Source organism: Citrobacter amalonaticus (assembly GCF_001559075.2).
In the GTDB taxonomy this organism is placed as follows: Bacteria; Pseudomonadota; Gammaproteobacteria; order Enterobacterales; family Enterobacteriaceae; genus Citrobacter_A; species Citrobacter_A amalonaticus_F.
Genome location: NZ_CP014015.2, coordinates 1,419,215 through 1,442,747 on the forward strand (window position 1 = coordinate 1,419,215; position 23,533 = coordinate 1,442,747).

Below are 23,533 nucleotides of genomic sequence, written 5' to 3' on the forward strand. Positions count from 1 at the left end.
AGGCGAAGCCGCCATCCGGCACAAGCGATACCAGCCCGTAGGCCGGATAAGCGCAGCGCCATCCGGCAGGCCGTTTACCGTTACTGGGCGGTCTTATCGAATTGACCCAATACTTCGCGCTCATACGCCAGCGCTTTTTTGCGATCAAACTTGTGTTCCCATTTGGCGATAACCAATACCGCCAGCGCATTCCCCACCACGTTCAGCGCCGTACGCGCCATGTCGAGAATACGATCAACCCCGGCGATAAAGGCCAGGCCTTCCAGCGGGATGCCCACGCTACCAAGCGTTGCCAGCAGTACCACGAAGGAGACGCCCGGCACGCCAGCAATCCCTTTCGATGTCACCATCAGCGTCAGCACCAGCACGATTTCCTGCCACAGCGACAGGTCAATACCGTACAACTGCGCGATGAAGATCGCCGCAATACTCTGATACAGGGTCGAGCCATCGAGGTTAAACGAGTACCCGGTCGGCACCACAAAACTGGTGATCGAGGCTGGCGCGCCATAGGCTTCCATCTTCTCGATAATTCGCGGCAACACGCTTTCAGAGCTGGCGGTGGAGTACGCCAGAATCAATTCGTCTTTCAGAATGCGGATCAGGATCCAGATACTCAGCCCGCAAATACGCGCGACGATACCCAGCACCACCAGCGCGAAGAACAGGATCGCGAAGTGAACCAACAGCACCAGCTTCGCCAACGGCCACAGCGAGGCAAAACCGAAGTTCGCCACGGTCACGGCGATCAGCGCGAACACCCCGATCGGCGCATAGCGCATGACCATGTGCGTCACTTTAAACATGGTTTCAGAAATGGAGCGGAACACCGTCACCAGCGGCTCACGATGCGTAGCCGGTAGAGAGGAAAGCCCCAGACCAAACAGCACCGAGAAGAAGATGATTGGCAGCATGTCGCCTTTCGCCATCGAAGCAACGATGTTTGTCGGGACCAGCGACAGAATGGTGCCCATCAGGCCATGCGCGTGGCTCTGCACCTCTGCCGTCGTGTTCTGGTATTTCGAAATGTCCACGGTCGCCAGTTGCGACATATCAATGCCGGAACCCGGCTGGAACACATTCGCCAACGTAATCCCGAGGATAATGGCGATGGTCGTGATCACTTCGAAATAGAGAATGGTTTTTGCACCAATACGTCCCAGCTGTTTCGCATCGCCGACACCGGCAATCCCGACAATCAGCGTGGAGATCACAATCGGCACGACGATCATTTTAATCAAATGGATGAAGATATCCCCTGCCGGAGAGAGCAGGTTTGCAATCAGCCACTCGCGGCTGTCGCTGTGATAATGCAGATAACTGCCGAGTAAAATGCCCAGCACCATGGCAATCAGGATCTGCCAGGCCAGGCTGAGTTTAAAACTTTTCATAACGACGGACTTCCTCAATGGAACGCCACTCCGGTAAAAAAACAGGAATGGTTACATACTGAAAGGGTATGAATTGTGTTGCGTTGGTTTGTCGATTTTATTAACGCTTACACCCTAAATAATTCGAGTTGCAGGAAGGCGGCGACGCAGCGAATCCCCGGGAGCTTACATCAGTAAGTGACTGGGGTAAGCGGCCCTTTAGGGCGAGTCATGCCAACACACCTGCAGCTTGAAATATGACGGGTGTATAATCAGTACCATTTGCAGGGCATCTTGCGCAACCCTTTAAGAACAGGGCTTTTCGCTGAAATAATGCATAATAACGCGAATTTATCGGGTTTATATTGCATAACTATTTGTTATGGAAAGATTTTTAAATCTGAATTTTTGAATTATAACCATCGTGAATTATTTTGGCTGCGAGGTTCATTTGCCTGTTTTTTAAACAGATAAATCGCACAGATCACAAAACTATTTCTGCCGATTCAGTAACAACTTTGCCATATTAATCGACTCTATCAGCTGCGCACGATTCACCCGCGGCGAATTTAAATCCAGGACTTTTTGCCACTGCAAAATCGCCTGTTTGTAATCCGCCTGCATAAATGCATCCGACGCCAATAGCATCAGCGCGGTAACTTCCGAGGCATCCAACGCCAGCGCCTTATCAATCATCTCGCGGGTCGTCGGCGTCATGTGCTGCCCGGCCTGGTAGTAGAGCACGGTCGCCAGCGCCGAATAGATCTCCGCATTCTCTCCTCGGCTACGCAGCGCCTGACCATAAGCCAGCAGCGCATTATCGTAATCATTGCGCCACAGATAATACTCGCCGAGGAGCGCCCACTTTTCGCTGTCCTGTGGGTTGGCGCGAATCTGTTTTTGCAGAGCTATCAGTTGGGCCTCCGGCGTCGCGGTCTCTGCAAATTCATGAAGCGGATCGGCCCGTCGTCGTTGTTCGTCTCGCACGGCCTGCCATTTTGGCGACAGCAGATAGCCACTGAGGCAAACGATAATCATCAGCCCAACGACCAGCGCCAGCCACTTCACCGGCAATGGACGGGAAGATGCATCTGAGCGTTCGGACAGACTCATGGTTCGCCCTCCTCTTTACGCTGGCGCGTACTGACCCGCCAGAGCACACCGCCCACCAGCAGCAACAGCAGGCACGGCAACGCCCACAGCAGCAGCGTCTGTCCGGTGAGCGGCGGGTTATAGCGGACAAAATCACCGTACCGCGCGGTCATCCAGGCGGTGATTTCAGCTTCATCTTTCCCTTCAGCCACCATCGTATAGACCTGGTGGCGCATGCTGACCGCAACCGGGGCATTGGATTCCAGCAAGTTTTGATTCTGGCACTGCGGACAGCGCAGCTGGCTGGCGATCGACAGCGCCTTTTCCTGTTGCTGTGGATTATCAAAAGCCCAGATATCAACCACCTGAGCATGAGCGGAAAAGGAGATAACCAACAGAAAGATAAACGCCATGAGAGCGCCTGATGACGCTGCGCTTATCAGGCCTACGCAGTGCGTAAATCGTAGGCCGGATAAGGCGCTTGCGCCGCCATCCGGCACATTGCAGATATGACTACGCATCGCGCTTTCTCCCCCGCCAGCCGCTGAGCAGCGCCCCGGCAATCATTAACAGCCCCCCGCCCCAAATCCAGCGCACACCGCTCTGCACATACAGGCGCATGGCATACCGCTCCTCGCCCGTTTTTTCACCCATCACCGCATACCAGTCATGAAGCAGATCCCAGCGGATGCCCGGCTCCATCATTTGCTGGCGGCGGGCGGAATAAAAGCGCCGCTCGGGCATCAGGCTGCCGATTCGTTTGTCGCCCTGCCACAGCGTAATAAGCGCCTTTTCGGTGGTGTAGTTCCCTTTCGCGGCCAGATCCAGCCGTTCAAAGCGGAAGGTATAACCCGCCAGTTCAACCTGCTGACCTGGACTCAGGTTAAGGCTTACCTCCTGACGACTGCCGCTGGAGAAGAGGATCCCCGCGGCAAAAACCAGCACGCCAGCGTGCGCCAGCAGCGCCGGAAGCTGACGGTGTACGGCCCCCTTCCGGCTCCTGACCATCGTGATCACGATCACCACCAGCATCAACAGGCCAAACGGCAAGGTGGCACGATTGAAATACGGCGCGCCCACGGAGAGTCGTCCCCACCCCAACAGGCCATAAAGCATTGGGTAGAGCGTTCCAATCAGCACGATCAGCAGTACCGCGCAAAAAAGCAGCAGCGCCGCCAGAATCAGCATTTCGCGTGACCAGCCGCCCAGACGAACGGCCTGTTGGTTAGTCCGCGCGCGCCAGCCGTACAAGCCGAGCGCGGCCAGACTCAGAATGGCAAAGAGGGCAAACAACGGCACGGCGCGCACGTTATCCAGCGCAAAAGCGTGTACGGAAACGAGAATGCCGGAACGGACAATCAGCGTTCCCAGCAAAGAGAGGATGAGCGTGACAATGGCCAGCAGTAGCGACCAGTGGCGAAAAATGCCGCGTTCACGCGACACATACAGGCTGTGCAGTAGCGCGCTGGCAGAAAGCCAGGGTAATAAAGACGCGTTTTCCACCGGGTCCCAGAACCACCAGCCGCCCCACCCCAGTTCGCAATAGGCCCACCATGAACCGAGAATGATGCCAAGCGTCAGCGCACACCAACCGGGCAGCGCCCAGCGCCAGCATACCCAGGCAGTCAACGTCGTGAAATCACCGCGCAGCAACGACGCCAGCGCCACGCCGGCGGCGACCATCAGGCCACCGTACCCCAGATACAGCAGCGGCGGATGCAGGATCAGCCCCAGATGTTGCAGCATCGGGTTAAGATCGCGCCCTTCTATCGCTGGCGGAAAGATACGGGCAAACGGATCGGACCAGAACACCACAAACAGCAGCAGCAATGCGGTGATCACCGAGAGTACGCTGAGCGTGAACGGAAACAGAGGATCAGATTCGCAGCGATAGCGCCAGGCAAACAGCGCGCTCCAGCCGGACAGAAATAACACCCACAGCAGCAGAGACCCTTCGTGACCGCCCCACACCGCCGCCAGCTTGAGTCCCCATGACAGCAGGCTGTGACTATGTTGGGCCACATAGGTAACCGAGAAATCGCTGGTCAGAAAGCAGAACACCAGAATCAAGAAGGCAAGCAGCAGGCACGCAAATTGCGCCCAGGCGCCCACGCTCGCCAGACGCATGACGCCCTGCCAGCGCAGGCGTTCACCGGCCAGTACGGCAAGCGGGGTCAACACGTTGACCCCGAGGCTGAATAACAGTGCCAGAAAACCGGCTTCAGGAAGGAGTACGTCCAGAAATCACCTTTCCCTCACAGCCATGCTTATGCAACCGTGAGCTGTCCAGCATAGAGAATGAAAAAGCGCAGCAACAGTACGCCCGTCAGGCTGGCACCACATACCGCCAGCACCCCGTGAAACGTCGAACCGCGGTTGGCCCAGGGTTTCAGTAGCATCGGAACGATCAGTCCCAGCCCCGCGACGCCGATCCAGAACCACCAGGTCCAGAAGCCGCCACCCAACGCCGCCGACAGCGCACGCATTTTGCCGTCATCGCCCAAAGCCAGCCCCACAAAGAAGGCGGCCAGCAGGAAGATCTCCAGCCACACCACCGGCGTTTCCACACGGTGAATAAAATGCGCCTCGGTACTGTGCGGATTACCACGCTGACGTAATGCCATCGCAATCAGCGCCACCGCCGCACCGGAAGAGATCCCGGAAAACAGGAACAGCACCGGCAGGATCGGGTTATTCAGGAACGGATAGGATTTCAGCACCGAAAGCAGGAAGCCGGTGTAGGCGCCCAGCAGCACCGCCAGTACCAGCATCAGCGTTTCGAGTCCACGGTTGAACGGCGTTAACAGCGCCAACACCTTCTGCACCAGTCCCAAACGGGGGAACCAACGCTGTTGCAGGGCCATCACCTCTTTTTGAAAGATGATAGCCAGCCACAGAATCAGCACAACCATATACAACTGGAATAACAGAACCCCCATCGACATCACCGACGTAAAGCTGTAGTGGAACATCAGCTTCCAGAAGGTCCAGGGACGCGTCAGGTGGAAGATCAGAATCAGCAGGCCGAGAATAATCGCCCCCGGCCCCACCACCAGCGTAGTGCGCAGCAGCGTACTGTCCGCTCCGCCCGCCTCCGGATGGTAACGGCGCAGCAGGATTGACAGCGTTACCAGTCCGGCAGAGATACCGATCAGAAACAGATAGATGGCGATGGGCCAGTCCCACACCAGCGATTCAAAATGGAAAGCAGATGCGTTTGTCATTGGCTCACCTCCCCATATTTAAAGGGAACGCGGTAGACCTTCGGTTTGGTACCCAGCGCCAGCTTGTAGCGATAGGTGGTTTTCTGCCGCAGCAGACGGGAAATATCGCTGTCAGGATCGTCCAGATTGCCAAACGTCAGCGCCTTCGTCGGGCAAGACTCGACGCAGGCAGGCAGTTTGCCCGCTTTCAGATTGGTTTTACGGCAGAAATCGCATTTATCCGCCGTTTTCGTGACCGGATGGATAAAGCGCACACGGTACGGACAGGCGGCGATACAGTACTGGCAGCCGACGCAGAGATCCGGGTTCACATCCACGATGCCATTCGCGGCATCGCGATACGACGCTCCGGTCGGGCAGACGTCAACGCACGGCGCGTGATCGCAGTGCTGGCACGAATGGCGGAAGAAGCGGTACTTCACATCCGGAAACGTGCCCAGCGGTTCGCTGCGAATGATGGTCAGTCGCGACACCCCCTCCGGCACGTTGTTGACTTCCCGACAGGCATCCATACAGGCGGTACAGCCGATGCACAATGATTCATCATGCACCATGCCGTATCGCACGCCGTTGATATTCAACGTTTTCGCCACCACGCGTCCTGCAGTACCGCTGACGGCCACCAGCGCGCCGACGCCGGTGATGAACTGGCGACGAGAGCAACTCATGGATGCTCCTTAAGCAAAGGAACAGACGCCGGATTAAAGTTCGGGTTGTTACGCTGATCGCTGTGGCAATCGACGCAAATTTTAACTCGTCCTTTATCGCTTAACGTCTGCATCGTGTCTTGCTTCGGATGCAGCGAGTGACAACTGGCGCAGGCCACTTTAGTAACGTGGACATCGTGCGGCCAGAACGCTTTTTGCAACTGCTCAGGCAAGTGACAGGACAGACAAACGCTGTTCTGCTGCTCCACGTTGTACATCGGCTCGTTGAAGCGCATCACATCCTTCGCCCCTTCACGGTGCTGAGGCGATGGCTTGCCATGACAGTTGGTACAGGTGACCGGCAGTTTATTGTTCGGATTGGTCACAGACGCATGCTTACCATGCATCCCTTCGGTATCCGGCTTGTGACAGTCCAGACACGCGGCATCCGGGCTACGCTGTTGGGTGACCGTCCAGCGTTCAGACTCCTGCGGCGTTGGCGTGGCGGTTATCCCACTCAGGCTCCATAACAGACCTGACGCCAGCACCCCAGCAGTTAATAACGAACGTAATACGCTCATATTCACTCCGTTGCATAATGCCTGATGACGCTACGCTTATCAGGCCTACAAGACTTCCGTAGGCCGGATAAAGCGCGTGCGCTGTCATCCGGCAAATTTGTCACATGTGAGGTTATTGGCTTAACAAACCGTTTTTACGCGCCTGTTCTTCCCACTGCGGGATCACCGTTTTGATAAAGTCCTGTTTATCGGCGTTAATCTGCTGCATGTTCAGACCAATGGCCGCCTGGGCTTTCTCTTTGGTGGAGATATCCGGAATCGCGATTTCATGGGTGATGCCTTTGGTTGCCAGCAGACGCGCCAGCTTAGTCCGGGCATCGGCAGCTTTGTCCATCGCGATGCCTAACATCCGCAGACCTTCTTCCGGAGCGTGCATATGGATGCCGTGAGAGGCAATGGCCAGATCCCAGCGCCACTGCGCGTGACGGATATCGCTCAGAATCGGCTTCATTTCCGCTTCCGTTGCGCCCGCATCCCAGGCCGCTTTCGCTTCGAAGTGAGCACGAACCAGTTGATCTTCAACCTTGATTTTCAGTCCATTGATCGCCTTCTTACGCTCAGCAACCACATTTTGCAGAGCGGCTTTGTCCTGGGTATGGCAATTCGCACAGGTTTGCGGGAAGTTGTCGAATGGGTTGCCAATCTTATGATCGGTATAGAGTTTGCCTTCGGCGTTCTGCACTTTCGGCATGTGACAGTCGATACAGGTCACATTATTTTTGCCGTGAATACCCACGCTCCAGGTTTCATATTCCGGATGCTGTGCTTTCAGCATCGGCGCTTTTGACAGCGAGTTGGTCCAGTCAGCGAAGGTAATGGCGTCATAGTATTTCTCCATGTCTTCGACTTTCATGCCGTCATCCCACGGGAACTTAACGGCTTTGTCTTTGCCGTCAAAATAATATTCAACGTGGCATTGTCCGCAAACCATCGACTGCTGGTCGAAACGACCGGCTTTATCGAACGGCTTGCCGATGGTCTCCATCGCTCGTTCAGCGTACGGGCGAGACAACGTCAGCTCAGGTTTACCTTTCGCAAAGTCAGGTGACGCCGTGTTATGGCAATCGCCGCAGCCCAGGTTATTCACGATTTCCGGACCGCCACGCGCCCATTTGCCGTGGAAGTAGCCGTCTTCACCGTCTTTCTGGATCAGGCGCGCCACGTCCGGGCTTTTACAGCTCCAGCACGCCATCGGCAGTGGACCGTCTTCAGCATTTTTTGGGGCGCCGGTACGTAAGGTTTCACGCACATCAGTCACCGCATAGGCGTGCCCACGCGGTTTGTTGTAATCACGGGAGAACGGATATCCCGCCCACAAGATCACCAGACGGGGATCTTCCGCTAATGCGTCTTCACGTTTTGATTGTTCTGAGGTCGCTTTCCATGAGAGGTATTGATCGGGATGCTGAGGGGCGAAGACTTCATTCTTCGCTTCAACGGTAACAGTCTTTGCGGGTTCGGGCGTTTGCTCAGCATAAACCGCAGAAATGAAAAACAGCGGTACGATCAGGCTGAAGAAACGGCGTGCGCGTAGTGTAATCCTTGCCATAGAGGTCTCATCCAGATTGCGCCATTGCGTTCAATGACGGTTCTTTTTTATTCTATCCATGACGATAACCACACACACCGCCATGACATTGCCCTAATCTAGATGTAACAAAAAACCACACACAAAATGTTGTCTTTAATCAATTGTAAGTGTATGTAAAATACCACTTTAGAGTTAGTCAGGCCGTTTTTTCTCTACTCCTTTCCCCTTTTTCGATCGCGATCACCGTTCGTGAACAATTAACATAACCCTCTGTAACGGAAAGATTTTACCAACTTTTGTTGGTTTCCTTCAAAAAACGTATTGCCGTTAATTTGCACAATTCCTGTATTGCGTGATCTGTCGCGCAAAACCTAAACAAAACTGTCAAAGCCCCTACATTTAACGTTTGTGAGACATATTATTAACATCCTACAAGGAGAACAAAAGCCATGAGCCAAATTCACAAACACGCTATTCCCGCAAACATTGCGGATCGTTGCCTGATTAATCCGGAGCAGTACGAAGCGAAGTACCAACAATCTATTAACGAGCCAGATACCTTCTGGGGCGAGCAGGGAAAAATTCTCGACTGGATCACGCCGTACCAGAAAGTGAAGAACACCTCTTTCGCGCCAGGCAATGTCTCCATTAAATGGTATGAGGACGGCACGCTGAACCTGGCGGCCAACTGTCTCGACCGCCACCTGCAGGAAAATGGCGAACGCACCGCCATCATCTGGGAAGGCGATGACGCCTCGCAGAGCAAACATATTAGCTATCGCGAACTGCATCGCGATGTCTGTCGTTTCGCCAATACGCTGCAGGATCTGGGTATTAAAAAAGGCGATGTGGTGGCGATCTATATGCCGATGGTGCCAGAGGCCGCCGTCGCGATGCTGGCCTGCGCCCGCATTGGCGCCGTACATTCGGTGATCTTCGGCGGTTTCTCACCGGAAGCGGTCGCCGGGCGCATCATTGATTCCAGTTCGAAGCTGGTGATTACCGCTGACGAAGGCGTGCGCGCCGGTCGCAGCATTCCGTTGAAGAAAAACGTCGACGATGCGCTGAAAAACCCGAACGTGAAAACCATCGAGCATGTGGTTGTACTCAAGCGCACCGGCGGCAACATCGAGTGGCAGGAAGGTCGTGACCTGTGGTGGAGCGATCTGATTGAAAAAGCCAGCCCTGAGCATCAACCCACAGAGATGAACGCCGAAGATCCGCTGTTCATCCTCTATACCTCGGGCTCCACTGGTAAACCGAAGGGCGTGTTACACACCACCGGCGGCTATCTGGTGTATGCCGCAACGACCTTTAAGTATGTGTTTGACTACCATCCGGGCGATATCTACTGGTGTACCGCCGACGTGGGTTGGGTTACCGGACATAGCTACTTGCTGTACGGGCCGCTGGCCTGCGGCGCTACCACGCTGATGTTTGAAGGGGTGCCGAACTGGCCAACGCCGGCGCGCATGAGTCAGGTGGTGGATAAGCATAAGGTCAACATTCTCTACACCGCGCCGACGGCGATCCGCGCCCTAATGGCGGAAGGCGATAAGGCGATTGAGGGCACTGACCGCTCATCGCTGCGCATTCTGGGATCGGTTGGCGAGCCCATCAACCCGGAAGCGTGGGAGTGGTACTGGAAAAAGATCGGTAACGAAAAATGCCCGGTGGTGGATACCTGGTGGCAGACCGAAACCGGTGGCTTCATGATCACCCCGCTGCCCGGCGCGACCGAACTGAAAGCGGGTTCCGCGACCCGTCCGTTCTTCGGCGTGCAGCCAGCGCTGGTGGATAACGAAGGCAATCCGCAGGAAGGGGCCACCGAAGGCAACCTGGTGATCACCGACTCCTGGCCGGGACAGGCGCGTACGCTGTTCGGCGATCACGAACGCTTTGAGCAAACCTACTTCTCAACCTTTAAAAACATGTACTTCAGCGGCGACGGCGCGCGTCGTGACGAAGACGGTTACTACTGGATCACCGGCCGCGTCGACGACGTGCTGAACGTCTCCGGTCACCGTCTGGGCACGGCGGAGATTGAATCCGCGCTGGTGGCGCATCCGAAGATCGCCGAAGCGGCGGTGGTCGGTATTCCGCATAACATCAAGGGCCAGGCGATTTATGCCTATGTGACGCTGAATCACGGCGAAGAACCGTCCCCTGAGCTGTACGCCGAAGTGCGCAACTGGGTCCGTAAAGAGATTGGTCCGCTGGCGACGCCAGACGTGCTGCACTGGACCGACTCACTGCCAAAAACCCGTTCCGGCAAAATCATGCGTCGTATTTTGCGCAAGATCGCGGCGGGCGATACCAGCAATCTGGGCGATACCTCGACGCTCGCCGATCCTGGCGTAGTAGAGAAGCTGCTCGAAGAGAAGCAGGCCATCGCGATGCCATCATAACCACCACCGTGAAATGCCCGATAGCGCGCTGCTTATCGGGCCTACAGGTTCTGACCCTACCCTCTCTTCATTGGGAGGGAAAATATAAAAACCTCCCCAAAGGATTTCGTGTCACAGGAAGGCGGCAAGCGAGCACATCCCCAGTCACATAGTTCACTATGTGACTGGGGTGGGCAAGTGCGGCCAACGCACCTGTGGCGCGAAAGACTCAGGGGGCCTCTGGAGACTCTGTGATGAATGACACCATTTATCAGCGGATAGAAGACAGTGCGCGTTTCAGGGAATTAGTTGAAAAAAGGCAACGGTTTGCCACGATACTGTCGATCATCATGCTGGTGGTCTATATCAGCTTTATTCTACTGATTGCTTTTGCGCCTGGCTGGCTGGGAACCCCGCTTCACGAGGGAACCAGTGTCACCCGGGGTATTCCGATTGGCGTGGGGGTGATTCTGATCTCCTTCGTTCTGACCGGCATCTATATCTGGCGGGCGAACGGCGAATTCGACCGTCTGAACAATGCAGTACTGCGCGAGGTTAACGCATCATGAAGAGAGTCCTGACGGCGCTTGCCGCCACACTACCCTTCGCGGCCAACGCGGCGGATGCCATTAGCGGTGCAGTACAACGCCAGCCGACCAACTGGCAGGCGATTGTCATGTTCCTGATTTTCGTTGTGTTTACGCTGGGTATTACGTACTGGGCCTCTAAACGCGTACGTTCACGCAGCGACTACTATACGGCGGGCGGGAATATCACCGGCTTCCAGAACGGACTGGCGATTGCGGGCGATTACATGTCGGCGGCGTCATTCCTCGGGATCTCCGCGCTGGTGTTTACCTCCGGTTATGACGGGTTAATCTACTCGCTGGGCTTCCTCGTCGGCTGGCCGATCATCCTGTTTCTGATCGCTGAACGTCTGCGTAACCTCGGTCGCTATACCTTTGCCGATGTGGCCTCTTATCGCCTGAAGCAAGGTCCGATCCGTATTCTGTCGGCCTGTGGTTCGCTGGTGGTGGTTGCCCTTTATCTGATCGCGCAAATGGTCGGCGCGGGCAAACTGATTGAACTGCTGTTCGGCCTGAACTACCACATTGCGGTGGTGCTGGTCGGCGTGCTGATGATGATGTACGTGCTGTTCGGCGGCATGCTGGCGACCACGTGGGTGCAGATCATCAAAGCCGTGCTGCTGCTGTTCGGCGCCAGCTTTATGGCCTTTATGGTGATGAAGCACGTCGGCTTTAGCTTCAATAACCTGTTCACCGAAGCGATGGCGGTCCACCCGAAAGGCAGTGCGATTATGAGCCCTGGTGGGCTGGTGAAAGACCCGATCTCCGCGCTCTCACTGGGACTTGGCCTGATGTTTGGTACGGCGGGCCTGCCGCACATCCTGATGCGCTTCTTCACGGTCAGCGATGCCCGCGAAGCGCGTAAGAGCGTGTTCTACGCCACCGGCTTTATGGGTTACTTCTACATCCTGACCTTCATCATCGGTTTCGGCGCCATTATGCTGGTCGGTGCGAATCCGGCGTATAAAGACGCGGCGGGCGCGTTGATTGGCGGAAACAACATGGCGGCGGTACACCTGGCGAATGCGGTGGGCGGCAACCTGTTCCTCGGCTTTATTTCCGCTGTGGCGTTTGCCACCATTCTGGCGGTCGTCGCCGGTCTGACGCTGGCGGGCGCCTCCGCGGTTTCTCACGATCTGTATGCGAACGTGTTCCGTAAAGGAGCGACCGAACGTGAAGAGTTGCGGGTATCGAAAATCACCGTGCTGGTGCTGGGCGTCATCGCCATTATTCTCGGCGTGCTGTTCGAGAATCAGAACATCGCCTTCATGGTGGGTCTGGCGTTTGCTATCGCCGCGAGCTGCAACTTCCCGATCATCCTGCTTTCCATGTACTGGTCGAAACTGACCACGCGTGGCGCGATGTTAGGCGGCTGGTTGGGCCTGCTGACTGCCGTGGTGCTGATGGTTCTTGGCCCCACCATTTGGGTACAAATCCTCGGCCATGAAAAGGCTATCTTCCCGTATGAATACCCGGCGCTGTTCTCCATCAGCGTGGCATTCCTTGGGATCTGGTTCTTCTCTGCCACCGATAACTCGGCAGAAGGGAACCGCGAGCGGGAGCAGTTCCGGGCTCAGTTTATCCGTTCCCAGACGGGCTTCGGAGTCGAACAAGGCCGCGCCCATTAATCGACACGTTTTTCCCCGGTCACTCTGACCGGGGATCCCTTCTCAGAACATCAGCCTTGCTACCAGCGGGGCGACCAGCACCATCACCACACCGGAAAGCATCATCACCAGGCTGGCAACCACGCCCTCCTGCTGACCAAGCTCATACGAGCGCGCCGTCCCCGCGCCGTGCGACGCCGCGCCAAATCCTGCGCCTTTCGCCATCCCTTCGCGAATCGACAGACGTAAAAACAGCGCATCGCCGACCGCCATGCCAAAGACGCCGGTCACCACCACGAACAGCGCCACTAAATCCGGCTGCCCACCCAGCGGTTCAGCCGCCGCCAGGGCAAACGGCGTGGTCACCGAACGCACCGCCAGGCTGCGCTGAATTTCGTCCGGCAGGGTAAATAAACGCGCCAGCCAGACGGAACTGGTCACCGCAACCACCGTCGCCGTCACCACGCCTGCGGTCAGCGACATCCAGTGACGTTTGATAATGGCGAAATTGTCGTAAACCGGCACCGCAAAGGCGATCGTTGCCGGGCCAAGCAGCCACAACAACCAATGGGATTCACCGATATAGCTTTGCCAGGAGATATGCCCCAACACCAGCATCAACACCAGCAGCGCGGGCGTAAGTACCAGCGGCATCAACGGCAGCTTACGAAAACGACGGTACAGACGTTTATTGGCGAAATAGATAACCAGCGTTATCGCCAGGCAGAGCACGCTGAGCTGGAGATTAGTCACGGTTTAACCTGCTTATTTCATAGCGATAAACCTTATCCACCACCCATGCCGTGGCACCGAGCACCATCAGCGTACTGATCGCAATGACCGAAAAAATCCGCCAGCCGTCGACCAGCAGCAGATGGGCATAGTTCACCACCGCCACCACCGCCGGAACAAAGAACAGCAGCATCTCCGCCAGCAGCCAGCGCGCCCCGGCGCGAACCCAGCTCAGCGGCAGGATGCGACAGACAATCAGCGCCAACATCAGCACCATCCCCACCAGATTGGCCGGTAACGGCAGATGCAGCCAGGAGACAAGATATTGCGCAACGATAAACAAACCTGCATACAGCAGTACCTGAACCGGAACCTGGAGTCGTTGCAAAACGGCAGGCGTAACGCAGCTTATCGCCACAGCCATGAGGGAACATCCTGAAAAATAATACGGAACGCCAGTATAGAGAGACCCCGCCGATGACTGAAATGAATTAAAATCATTACAGGCATAGTCGGAAGGAATACTCATGGATATCAGAACGCTGCGTTATTTTGTTGAAGTGGTGCGCCAACAGAGCTTCACCCGCGCAGCGGAGAAGCTCTTTGTTACTCAACCGACCATCAGCAAGATGTTGAAAAACCTGGAAGATGAACTGAACTGTACGCTGCTGATCCGCGACGGCCGCAAGCTGTTGCTCACCGATACCGGTCGCGTGGTGTTTGAGCGAGGACTGGCGATTCTGGCCGAGTTTCGTCAACTGGAAGCCGAACTGGGCGACATCAACCATCTTAATAAAGGGCTGCTGCGCCTTGGCATCCCGCCGATGGTCGGCATGCTGATGGCCGGACCGATCGGCCTGTTTCGCCAGCGTTATCCCGGCGTAGAACTTAAGGTTTCCGAGTTTGGCGGGCTGACGGTGCAGCAGGCGGTGATGAATGGTGAACTGGATGTCGCAATGACCGCGCTACCCGTGGAAGAAGAAAGTGGTCTGGCGACGTTACCGGTATTCAGCCACCCCCTTTGCGTGCTGGTGCCGCGCTCCGGCCAGTGGACCACCTGTCAGTCGGTGTCGCCAGAAGCACTGGCCGAGCATCCGCTGTTAATCTACAACGAAGATTTCGCCCTGAGCCGCCAGTTAATGCGACTGTTCAACGAGCATGACGTAAAGCCGCGTATCGCGGTCCGCAGCGGACAGTGGGATTTTCTTGCGGCGATGGTGCAGGCAGGCGTGGGGATTGCCATTCTGCCAGAGCCCATTTGTGAACGACTGGACAAAAATACGCTGCGCTGGATCCCACTGGAAAGCGAGTTGCGCTGGCAGTTGGGGATGATTTGGCGCGAAGGGGTGTATCTCTCACACAGCGCCAAAGCGTGGTTATCGTGCTGCGAAGGTTTTTGGGCGGAGCAAGTGCCCTCAGTTGCCCGGTAAGCGAAGCGCCACCGGGCAACATGACGGTGTTACTGATTTTCGATCAGTAACGCTTCCAGTAAGTCGAGATCGTGCAGCAGTTTTTGCAGCGTTTCATTGCTGATTTCACGCGTGGCGCGCAGGTGATACAGTTCCGCCCGCTCTGAACGCAGCGCCGCCAGGCGGAAGCGGCGTTCCAGATTCTCTTCCTGGAGCGAACTCTCAACATCGTTACGCCCGTCGGCACGACGCCGCAGGTTACCGATGACGCGGGAGCTCACTTCGGTCAGAAGCTGGTTATCGATGTTCTCTTCGGCATCCGCCGCCAGACGCTCTTCCATTTTCTGGATCGCGACAATCGCCACTTCCGCCGTTGCCGCACGGGCAATCCGCTCCTCTTTCAGTTGCTGAGAATGATCGGCCACTTCCAGATGTTGCAGCAGAATTGGTAGCATCACGACGCCGACAAACAGCGAGAACAGAATCACGCCAGCGGCCAGGAAGACCAGTTCATAGCGCGCCGGGAAGACGTTGCCATCTGGCAGCAGCAGCGGGATAGACAGGACACCCGCCAGGGTGATAGCCCCGCGAACGCCCGCAAAGGAGGCGATTAAAATTTCCCGTGTCGTCCAGGAGCCAAACTCCATCGGTTTCTTTTTCAGGAAACGCATGCTGAAGTTTTTCATCGTCCACAGCCAGCCGAAACGCACCAGCATCAGCGCCACATAAATCAGAATGATATCGGTAAACAGCATCCAGATTTCCACGTTCGGATCGGCCTCCGCCGCCACCAGCGACGACTCGAGAATCCCCGGCAGTTGCAGGCCCAACAGCAAAAAGACCATGCCGTTAAACACAAACTCGAGCATCGCCCAGGTGCTGTTGGCACGCAGACGCATCGCCAGCGGCGCACGGCGCATCACCCCGGAGCGGGTGATGGTCATCCCGGCGGCGACCGCCGCGAGGATCCCGGAGACGCCGATATGTTCTGCGATCAGGTACGATGCGAACGGCAGCAGGAACAGCAGGACGATTTGCGTCGCCGGCTCATCGCCGCCCCAGCGGCTGAGAAAGCGCAGCGAGCGACCGTACAGCCAACTGACAACAAAGCCCGCGAGGATACCGCCGATCGCCACCTTAAAGAATTCCACCGTCGCGCCGCCGACGGTAAACACCATCGTGCCCATCGCCACAGCAACAGCAAATTTCAGTGATACCAGACCGGAGGCGTCATTCATCAGCGCCTCGCCTTGCAGGATGCCCATAATCTTCTTCGGGATCCGCCCTTCACCGACAATACCGGAAAGCGCAACCGCATCGGTTGGCGACAGCACGGCAGCGAGCGCAAAGGCCGGGATCAACGGAATGCCCGGCACCAGCCAGTAAATCAGAAAACCAATCCCGACCACGGTGACCAGCACCAGCGCCAGCGCCAGACCGAAAATCTCTCGCCCATGTTCAAGAAATTCTCGCGTCGGCGTCTTCCAGCCATCAGCAAACAGCAGCGGCGGGATAAACAGAACCAAAAACAGTTCGGGGTCAAATTCTACGTGCAGACCAAACGTGGGCCACGCTAACAGCGCGCCGATAGCAATCTGCATGAGGGGTAAGGGGAGCTGGAAGGGCAATACGCGCGTAAATACCCCGGACAGCGAGACCACAAGGGTCATGATGAGTATTGTGAAGAAGATTTCCATGCGTTCCCTGTTTGCGATGTTTCTTATGTGTTTGAGAGGCGTCGTGCCTCGATTTTACCTTTCTCAGAGTATCGCAAAAGACAACGAGTGTGTGCTGAAAATAAAAACGGGTGGCAAAAGCCACCCGTTTTTCGGAGCGGTCCAGGAATCAGATGGCCCAACCGCCGGCATAGAACGCCACCAGCGCCACGGCAATCACCACGGTACCGATGTTCAGCTTACGCCATTCACCAGAGACCACGCGGCCAATCACCAGCGTGGCAAAACCAATCATGATGCCGGTCACGATGTTACAGGTCAGTACAATGAATACCGCCGTCACCAGACCCGCCATCGCATCGACAAAGTCAGCGAAATCAATTTTCGCCACGTTGCTCAGCATCAGCAGACCGACGTACATTAGCGCAGGCGCCGTTGCATACACCGGAACGAGGTAAGAGAGTGGGGAAAGGAACAGGATCAGCAGGAACAGCACGCCGACGGTGATGGCGGTCAGGCCGGTTTTACCGCCTGCTGCCGTACCGGCTGCCGATTCGATGTAGACCGCTGCTGGCGCTGCACCCACCAGACCTGAGAACACGCTGCTCAGGGAGTCTGTGGTCAGCGCTTTACCGCCGTCAATAATCTGCCCGTCTTTATCCAGCAGATTCGCCTGACCCGCCACAGCACGGATGGTGCCGGTGGCATCAAACACAGCGGTCATTACCAGCGCCAGAACGCTTGGCAGAACAACCGGGTTCAGCGCGCCCATGATATCCAGGCTACCAATCAGCGATTTACCAGTTTCATCACTCAGCGATGGCATGGCGAAAATGCCGGAGAATTTCACCGCCGGATCGAAAATCAGACCCACGACAGAAATGCCGATAATAGTCAGCAGAATGCCACCCGGCACTTTCAGTTTCTCCAGACCGATAATTACCGCCAGACCAACCAGCGACATAATCACCGGGAAGGTAGCGAAGTGACCAAGCGCCACCGGCAGACCGTCCAGCGGGTTCTTGATAACCAGACCCACACCATTCGCCGCGATCAGCAGTAAAAACAGGCCGATACCGATGCCGGTACCGTGCGCGATGCCCTGCGGTAAATTGCGCAGGATCCAGCTACGGATCCCGGTGGCGGAGATAATGGTAAACAGCACACCCATCAGGAATACCGCACCCAGTGCGACCGGAACGCTAATCTGCTGGCCCAGTACCAGACTGAACGCAGTGAAGGCGGTCAGAGAGATGGCGCAACCAATCGCCAGCGGCAGGTTGGCCCACAGCCCCATGACGATAGATCCCAGACCGGCCACCAGACAGGTCGCGACGAACACCGCCGCTGGCGGGAATCCGGCTTTGCCCAGCATACCAGGCACGACGATAACGGAGTACACCATCGCCAGAAACGTTGTTAAACCTGCCACCACTTCCTGACGGACAGTGCTTCCACGTTGTGAAATTTTAAACCAGGCGTCGAGCGAACCGCCGGTACGCGCTGAAGGCGTAGACATAGAAAACATCCCCTGAGAGTTTATTATTCGTTCTTATGCGTGGTGGACAATCCACTGCCAGCGCAACGTCAACTCCCTGTGCTCTGATCGCGACAAAGAGGGGTGTCGCAAAAAGCAAACGTTTAGCTCCGCGCATAAAAAAACGGGTAGTAAAAAAAAGCAAACGATTATCCAGCGATCATACGGGGATTATCAACTGAACTTTGCCGCTTTTTACTCATTTCTTGCGCTAACGCTGAAGAAATCGCCAACTGATGCGCAAACGTTATCGTCAATGCGCAATCCGGCAACAAATTTTGCCGGATTGCGTCGCAAATGCAGGAGGCAAGACGGTTAAAAAACCGCCATCAACCACCGGGAATGTCAAAAGGGCCTCCCTGCTGGATGGCACGTTGCCAGGCAGGACGCATTTCCACGCGTTTTTTCCACGCGCTGATATGAGGACGATCGGCAATACCGCCGCGCGCCAGTAGCGCAAACAGAGGAAAACTCATCTGGATATCCGCCATGCTGAGATGGTCGCCGGCAAACCACGGGCGCTCAGCGAGGTGCGCGTCGATAAAGCGCGCGTGGGTTTCCAGTTGCGGATTGAGATACGCTTTTTGTACGCCCTGCCCCAGCGCGCCGCCCAGCGTGCGCAAACCAAAAGGCATCGGCGGTTTTCCCAGACTGACGAAAACCAGCTTCATTAACAGCAACGGCATCAGCGAACCCTCGGCGTAATGCAGCCAGAAGCGATACTGGCGCGTGGATTCCGCATCAGCCGGTTTGAACTTTCCTTCGCTGTCATAGGTATCCTGCAAATAGTCGAGAATCGCCCCCGATTCCGCGATGATCACACCGTTATCTTCCACGACCGGGGATTTACCCAGCGGATGGATTTTCTTCAGTGCCGGCGGGGCGAGCATGCTCTTTTCACGCTGGTAACGCACAATCTGGTAAGGCAGCGATAGCTCCTCCAGCGCCCAGAGAACGCGCTGTGAGCGGGACTGGTTTAAATGATGCACCGTCAACATGATGTTCTCCCGTCATTTCCTCTTACTCACTCTAGTAAATTATGGGAGATGGCGAAAAAAATTCGCCTAAAAAGTCGCCAGATTCACTGGCAAACGGGATGATGCGGCTTACACTTACAGTATCAACACAGACCGGAACCTCCACCACGTGCTCGAATGAGGGGTGTTGACGTCGGGGGAAACCCTCCCGTGAACCAGCGGGATAGAGAGAAAGACAAAGACCGGAAAACAAACTAAAGCGCCCTTGCGGCGCTTTAGTTTTGCTCATCCTCCAGCAAACGTGCCCCCGTGCCCTCTTCGCCCAGCCGGTCTCCGGGGTTACGCAACGGACAGTCTTTGCGCGATAAGCAGCCACAGCCAATGCAACCGTCCAGCTCATCACGCAGCGCCACCAGAGTATGAATGCGGCGGTCCAGCTCTTCACGCCATTGCGAGGAGAGTTGCTTCCACTCTTTAGCGCTAAGGGTATGCCCTTCCGGCAGCACACCCAGCGCTTCGCTGATGGTCGCCAGCGGGATGCCGATCCGCTGAGCAATTTTGATGATCGCGACATAACGCAGCACATCACGCCGGTATCTGCGCTGATTGCCGCTGTTACGGATACTGCTGATAAGCCCCTTGCTTTCATAGAAATGCAGCGCGGAAACCGCCACGCCACTGCGCTTTGCCACTTCGCCCGGCGTGAGCATCGCTTTTATACGGGGTAATTTCTTTTCCATAAATCACTTTACCTCAAGTTAACTTGAGGAATTATACTCGCCCGCAGACAAAAGACGAATCGAACACTGAGAAGGAGGCAGCAATATGTCCCATCAGCAAATTATTCAGACCCTTATTGAATGGATTGATGAACATATCGACCAACCGCTGAACATTGATGTGGTCGCAAAAAAATCAGGTTATTCAAAGTGGTATTTACAGAGGATGTTCCGCACGGTGATGCGCCAGACGTTGGGCGACTATATCCGTCAGCGCCGACTGCTGTTGGCCGCCGTTGAACTACGCAACACCGAACGACCGATATTCGATATTGCGATGGATTTAGGCTATGTGTCGCAACAGACATTTTCCCGCGTGTTTCGCCGGGAATTTGATCGTACCCCCAGCGACTACCGCCACCGCCTGTAGTATTACTGTCCGCGCTGCATCAGGAGTGCGGGCGGTTGTTGTAACCAGTGAATGAAGTCCTGCGGCGGCAGCGCCTTCGCGAAGTGCCACCCCTGGCAGTACTGCACCCCGCGTTTAAGCAGCCAGCTCACCTGATCCGCCGTCTCCACGCCTTCCGCGATGGTTTTCAGACGCAGGCTTTGCGCCATCTCAATGATATGTTCCGCAATCAGATGGCTGGTGCTGTTGGTGGTCAGCGTATCGATAAAGGACTTGTCGATCTTAAGAATATCAACGTTCAGTGAATAGAGGTTGTGCAGGTTAGAGTAGCCGGTGCCGAAATCATCAATCGCCACTTCATAGCCTGCCTGACGAAATGCCTGGATCACCGGCGTAGTTTTCGGCACATCGATAAATCCCCGTTCGGTCACTTCGACTTTAATTTGTTGCGCAAGCACGCCATGTTCGCGCGCTTTATCCGCAATCATGGCAATCAGTCGTGAAGAGTGGAAATCCGACGCGGAAAGGTTGATAGAGATATACAACTGCGGGTTTGCAGCCAGAAACGTCCCCATATCACGGAACACTTCTTCCACCACGTAGTCGGTAATCTGCGCGATCATCCCTTCTTTTTCCGCCAGCGGGATAAACTCCGCCGGACTCATCACCTGCTCTTTACATCCCGGCCAGCGCAGCAGCGCTTCCGCCCCCACGCATTTCTCATTTTTAATATCAATGATCGGCTGATAGTGCAGGCAGAGCTGGCGCTGTTTAAGCGCGCGCTGGAGCATGCGCCGTGGCGAGTAGTATTGCCGACGCGCCCGCGACCAGAACATTAACAGCAAAATGCTGCTGATGATTGCCAGCGGAAGCGTAATCAACAACTGCTGATACAGATTCTGATAAAACCGCTGCATCGAGGTCGACACAATCACAGCAATGGGGCGTTTAGCCGAGTGGACGACGGTATAAAAATGGTCGTCCTGCTGGAAGACAGATTGATTACGCTGGACCAGTGGCAACAGTTGAGCCGCCCAGGCCTGTTCGCTGAGGGAGAAAAAGGTGTTGGTTACCGTGTCATAGACCCCCCAGGCCAGCTCGGGGTCTTCAGACATCACTTCGCTATATGACAATGGATTGATCACGGCAACATAGTTTCCGCGTTGCATATACGTCATTTTATAACCGGTGAAAAAAGGCGTATCGCGAAAGTAATAAATGGAGATATTGGGTTTTCGTTTATAGTCTGCCGTCGGCATAATATAGGGAGCTGACGGTGCCATTACCGTAGAGCATAAAAAACGATCGCCTTGCGCATAAATTAACTCGTTGATATACAGGCGCCCACGGATAATATTCAACATTCGTTGTTGATGCGCTGGCGTACACGCTTGTCCCTGATACTGTTCAGCGGCATCACGGGCTAAGTCTGCCTGTAAAACGACCAGTTCAGTTTTATCTAAAGCCAGATGAGCAAAGATGCTCAGTTGCTTACTGGTTTGGGAAGTCGCTTGCAGGTGGGCAAACCATAGCGCCAGCATCACGGGGAGCAAAACCACCATGATTATCCCGAGGAACTTCAGCACATTGCGTCGCACCCGATGATTCATTTCAGCCCTATATCCCTGCATTTCATATGCCTGTTATCATCAAGACAGGATGCTAAATTACACAGGTGGTTACGTTGCATGAATCTATCAATATTAGCAACAGACTTTTATTAGCAAAAGTCTGATATTGCAGGATGGTGATAATATTCGACCGTAAAGCAAACCCGCAGTGACGATTAATTTTATTAAGGGTAATCCATTCTCCGAAAGGAGCCGTGTTTTATGAAAGTTTTGTTGGCTCATTCGCAAAATGAAATTAAGTTAAATTTCTCCATCTGCTTATTTTTTGACAATACAGAAAAGGTAAAACCAATACCTCTTTATTACGTCGCGCTCTTCAGTTGCGCCACGATGAAAGGGTGTTGATTGTTGAATCCATAACCACGCTTTTATTATGGTTATAAAACAGGCAAAAAAGAGGCCGACAGGCTGGCGAACGACCGCTTAACCGTGATATAGTTCACAAATATTATGAAACAAAAACAACGTTTCATTCAGTGTTGATGTGAATGCCTGTCGATAGCCAAAGTGCGCCACGCCTCCCGTGAAAACGCCGCGCTGTCCAGGGCACCTGCTATTCTCAGAGGAAAACTTTCATGGCTACCCTGACCACTGGCGTGGTTCTTCTCCGCTGGCAACTGCTGAGCGCTGTGCTCATGTTTTTAGCCAGCACATTGAATATTCGTTTTCGTCGCTCAGATTACATTGGTCTGGCTGTGATCAGCAGTGGACTCGGGGTTGTCGCCGCCTGCTGGTTTGCGACGGGATTACTCGGCATCACCCTGATGGATCTCTCCGCCATCTGGAACAACATTGAATCCGTGATGGTCGAAGTGATGAGCCAGACGCCGCCGGAATGGCCGATGGTATTGACCTGATTTCCCCCGAGCCTCCCTGACGGAGGCTTTTTTATTGTTTCCAGAAAATCCCGTCTCTGTCTGTTGCAGACACACTCGCCCCCTCTCTTCGATTTCAGCAAACCTGCATCGATGATTCGCTTATCTGGCGCGGTCCATTTATTCAGCAGACCGCGCTTTATAATATATTCTTCCGTTGTCTCTGATATCCCTAATGTCATTATTATTCAGGATTTAAAAGTTATGTAAGGAAGACTATTTTTATTATTCTCACCCCAGATATTTTACAAAGAAATAGGTTGAAATACCGCTAATTGCCGCAACAACAATTGCAAACATAATCAATAAAATCAACTTCTTAGCATTATATATTCCAAACATAAACACCTCCTTTCCTAAATTTACACTTCCATTTACCCTCATAAAAAACAAGGGAAAATATCACCTTCACTCAAAGATAAAATAATACTTACCGAAACACCATTGATTAATATCAAACATCTGAAGGCATTATTCAAATAGTATGCGTGTGTTTCAAAATATTAAAATTTTATTCTTTGAGGAAATTTACTTTGACCAGA

General features: G+C 54.8%; 19 protein-coding genes and 1 pseudogene. 6 read left to right on the top strand and 14 right to left on the bottom strand.

The genetic code is table 11. The annotated features are described in order from the left end of the window. Positions 1-80: 80 nt before the first annotated feature. The 7 genes and pseudogenes from gltP to nrfA form a co-directional block, all read right to left on the bottom strand. Positions 81-1,391 carry a glutamate/aspartate:proton symporter GltP gene (gene gltP, locus AL479_RS06815; RefSeq protein WP_061075554.1) on the bottom strand — a complete coding sequence of 437 codons (1,311 nt, stop codon included), beginning with the start codon at positions 1,389-1,391 and terminating at the stop codon, positions 81-83. Positions 1,392-1,862: 471 nt separating this feature from the next. Further along, a complete protein-coding gene (gene nrfG, locus AL479_RS06825; protein ID WP_061075555.1) occupies positions 1,863-2,483 on the bottom strand; it encodes a heme lyase NrfEFG subunit NrfG in 621 nt (206 codons plus the stop codon). Beyond that, positions 2,480-4,703 (bottom strand): annotated as a pseudogene (gene nrfF, locus AL479_RS06835) (heme lyase NrfEFG subunit NrfF). The gene nrfG and the pseudogene nrfF overlap by 4 nt, the downstream one beginning before the upstream one ends. 26 nt (positions 4,704-4,729) lie before the next feature. Continuing rightward, entirely contained in the window at positions 4,730-5,686 is a 957-nt protein-coding gene (gene nrfD, locus AL479_RS06840; RefSeq protein ID WP_061075558.1) for a cytochrome c nitrite reductase subunit NrfD, read from the bottom strand. Next, positions 5,683-6,354 carry a cytochrome c nitrite reductase Fe-S protein gene (gene nrfC, locus AL479_RS06845; protein WP_042999063.1) on the bottom strand — a complete coding sequence of 224 codons (672 nt, stop codon included), beginning with the start codon at positions 6,352-6,354 and terminating at the stop codon, positions 5,683-5,685. The genes nrfD and nrfC overlap by 4 nt, the downstream gene beginning before the upstream one ends. Continuing rightward, entirely contained in the window at positions 6,351-6,914 is a 564-nt protein-coding gene (gene nrfB / locus AL479_RS06850) for a cytochrome c nitrite reductase pentaheme subunit (RefSeq protein ID WP_061075559.1), read from the bottom strand. Before nrfB ends, nrfC begins: the two co-directional genes overlap by 4 nt. 112 nt (positions 6,915-7,026) lie before the next feature. Next, positions 7,027-8,463, bottom strand: a complete 1,437-nt coding sequence (gene nrfA, locus AL479_RS06855) for an ammonia-forming nitrite reductase cytochrome c552 subunit (RefSeq protein ID WP_061075560.1) — start codon at positions 8,461-8,463, stop codon at positions 7,027-7,029. Positions 8,464-8,894: 431 nt separating this feature from the next. Here nrfA and acs point away from each other — a divergent pair, with 431 nt between their 5' ends. The 3 genes from acs (at position 8,895) to actP (ending at position 13,047) form a co-directional block, all read left to right on the top strand. Continuing rightward, on the top strand, positions 8,895-10,853 hold the full coding sequence (acs, locus tag AL479_RS06865; protein WP_061075561.1) for an acetate--CoA ligase: 1,959 nt from the start codon (positions 8,895-8,897) through the stop codon (positions 10,851-10,853). A gap of 233 nt (positions 10,854-11,086) precedes the next feature. After that, the gene (locus tag AL479_RS06870; protein ID WP_061075562.1) at positions 11,087-11,401 is read left to right on the top strand and encodes a DUF485 domain-containing protein; all 315 of its coding nucleotides are present in this window, start codon (positions 11,087-11,089) and stop codon (positions 11,399-11,401) included. Then, on the top strand, positions 11,398-13,047 hold the full coding sequence (gene actP, locus AL479_RS06875) for a cation/acetate symporter ActP (RefSeq protein WP_061075563.1): 1,650 nt from the start codon (positions 11,398-11,400) through the stop codon (positions 13,045-13,047). The genes AL479_RS06870 and actP overlap by 4 nt, the downstream gene beginning before the upstream one ends. Before the next feature lie 42 nt (positions 13,048-13,089). Here the strand turns inward: actP and AL479_RS06880 are convergent, their stop codons facing one another. Further along, positions 13,090-13,779, bottom strand: coding sequence for an LrgB family protein (locus AL479_RS06880; RefSeq protein ID WP_044257358.1), 690 nt, complete (start codon positions 13,777-13,779; stop codon positions 13,090-13,092). Continuing rightward, positions 13,772-14,182, bottom strand: coding sequence for a CidA/LrgA family protein (locus tag AL479_RS06885; protein WP_061075564.1), 411 nt, complete (start codon positions 14,180-14,182; stop codon positions 13,772-13,774). The genes AL479_RS06880 and AL479_RS06885 overlap by 8 nt, the downstream gene beginning before the upstream one ends. A 103-nt stretch (positions 14,183-14,285) precedes the next feature. Here AL479_RS06885 and AL479_RS06890 point away from each other — a divergent pair, with 103 nt between their 5' ends. Next, positions 14,286-15,188 (top strand): LysR family transcriptional regulator, encoded by a 903-nt coding sequence (locus AL479_RS06890; protein WP_061075565.1) that lies wholly within the window; start codon positions 14,286-14,288, stop codon positions 15,186-15,188. 29 nt (positions 15,189-15,217) lie between these two features. On the opposite strand, the gene AL479_RS06895 is transcribed toward AL479_RS06890, so the two are convergent. The 4 genes from AL479_RS06895 to soxR all read right to left on the bottom strand — a co-directional run bounded on the left by AL479_RS06895 (position 15,218) and on the right by soxR (position 20,097). Then, positions 15,218-16,864, bottom strand: coding sequence for a Na+/H+ antiporter (locus AL479_RS06895; protein WP_061075566.1), 1,647 nt, complete (start codon positions 16,862-16,864; stop codon positions 15,218-15,220). A 148-nt stretch (positions 16,865-17,012) separates the two neighbouring features. Further along, a complete protein-coding gene (ghxP, locus tag AL479_RS06900; RefSeq protein WP_042321123.1) occupies positions 17,013-18,362 on the bottom strand; it encodes a guanine/hypoxanthine transporter GhxP in 1,350 nt (449 codons plus the stop codon). 347 nt (positions 18,363-18,709) lie between these two features. Next, complete coding sequence (locus AL479_RS06910) at positions 18,710-19,378, bottom strand: glutathione S-transferase family protein (protein ID WP_061075567.1); 669 nt, start codon at positions 19,376-19,378, stop codon at positions 18,710-18,712. A gap of 254 nt (positions 19,379-19,632) precedes the next feature. Beyond that, positions 19,633-20,097 carry a redox-sensitive transcriptional activator SoxR gene (soxR, locus tag AL479_RS06920; protein WP_042321119.1) on the bottom strand — a complete coding sequence of 155 codons (465 nt, stop codon included), beginning with the start codon at positions 20,095-20,097 and terminating at the stop codon, positions 19,633-19,635. An 85-nt stretch (positions 20,098-20,182) separates the two neighbouring features. On the opposite strand from soxR, the gene soxS reads away from it, so the two are divergent. Then, entirely contained in the window at positions 20,183-20,506 is a 324-nt protein-coding gene (gene soxS, locus AL479_RS06925; protein WP_042321117.1) for a superoxide response transcriptional regulator SoxS, read from the top strand. 2 nt (positions 20,507-20,508) lie between these two features. On the opposite strand, the gene AL479_RS06930 is transcribed toward soxS, so the two are convergent. Next, positions 20,509-22,095 carry an EAL domain-containing protein gene (locus AL479_RS06930; RefSeq protein ID WP_061075568.1) on the bottom strand — a complete coding sequence of 529 codons (1,587 nt, stop codon included), beginning with the start codon at positions 22,093-22,095 and terminating at the stop codon, positions 20,509-20,511. A gap of 596 nt (positions 22,096-22,691) precedes the next feature. Here AL479_RS06930 and AL479_RS06940 point away from each other — a divergent pair. Next, entirely contained in the window at positions 22,692-22,973 is a 282-nt protein-coding gene (locus tag AL479_RS06940) for a YjcB family protein (RefSeq protein WP_042999048.1), read from the top strand. Positions 22,974-23,533: the final 560 nt, after the last annotated feature.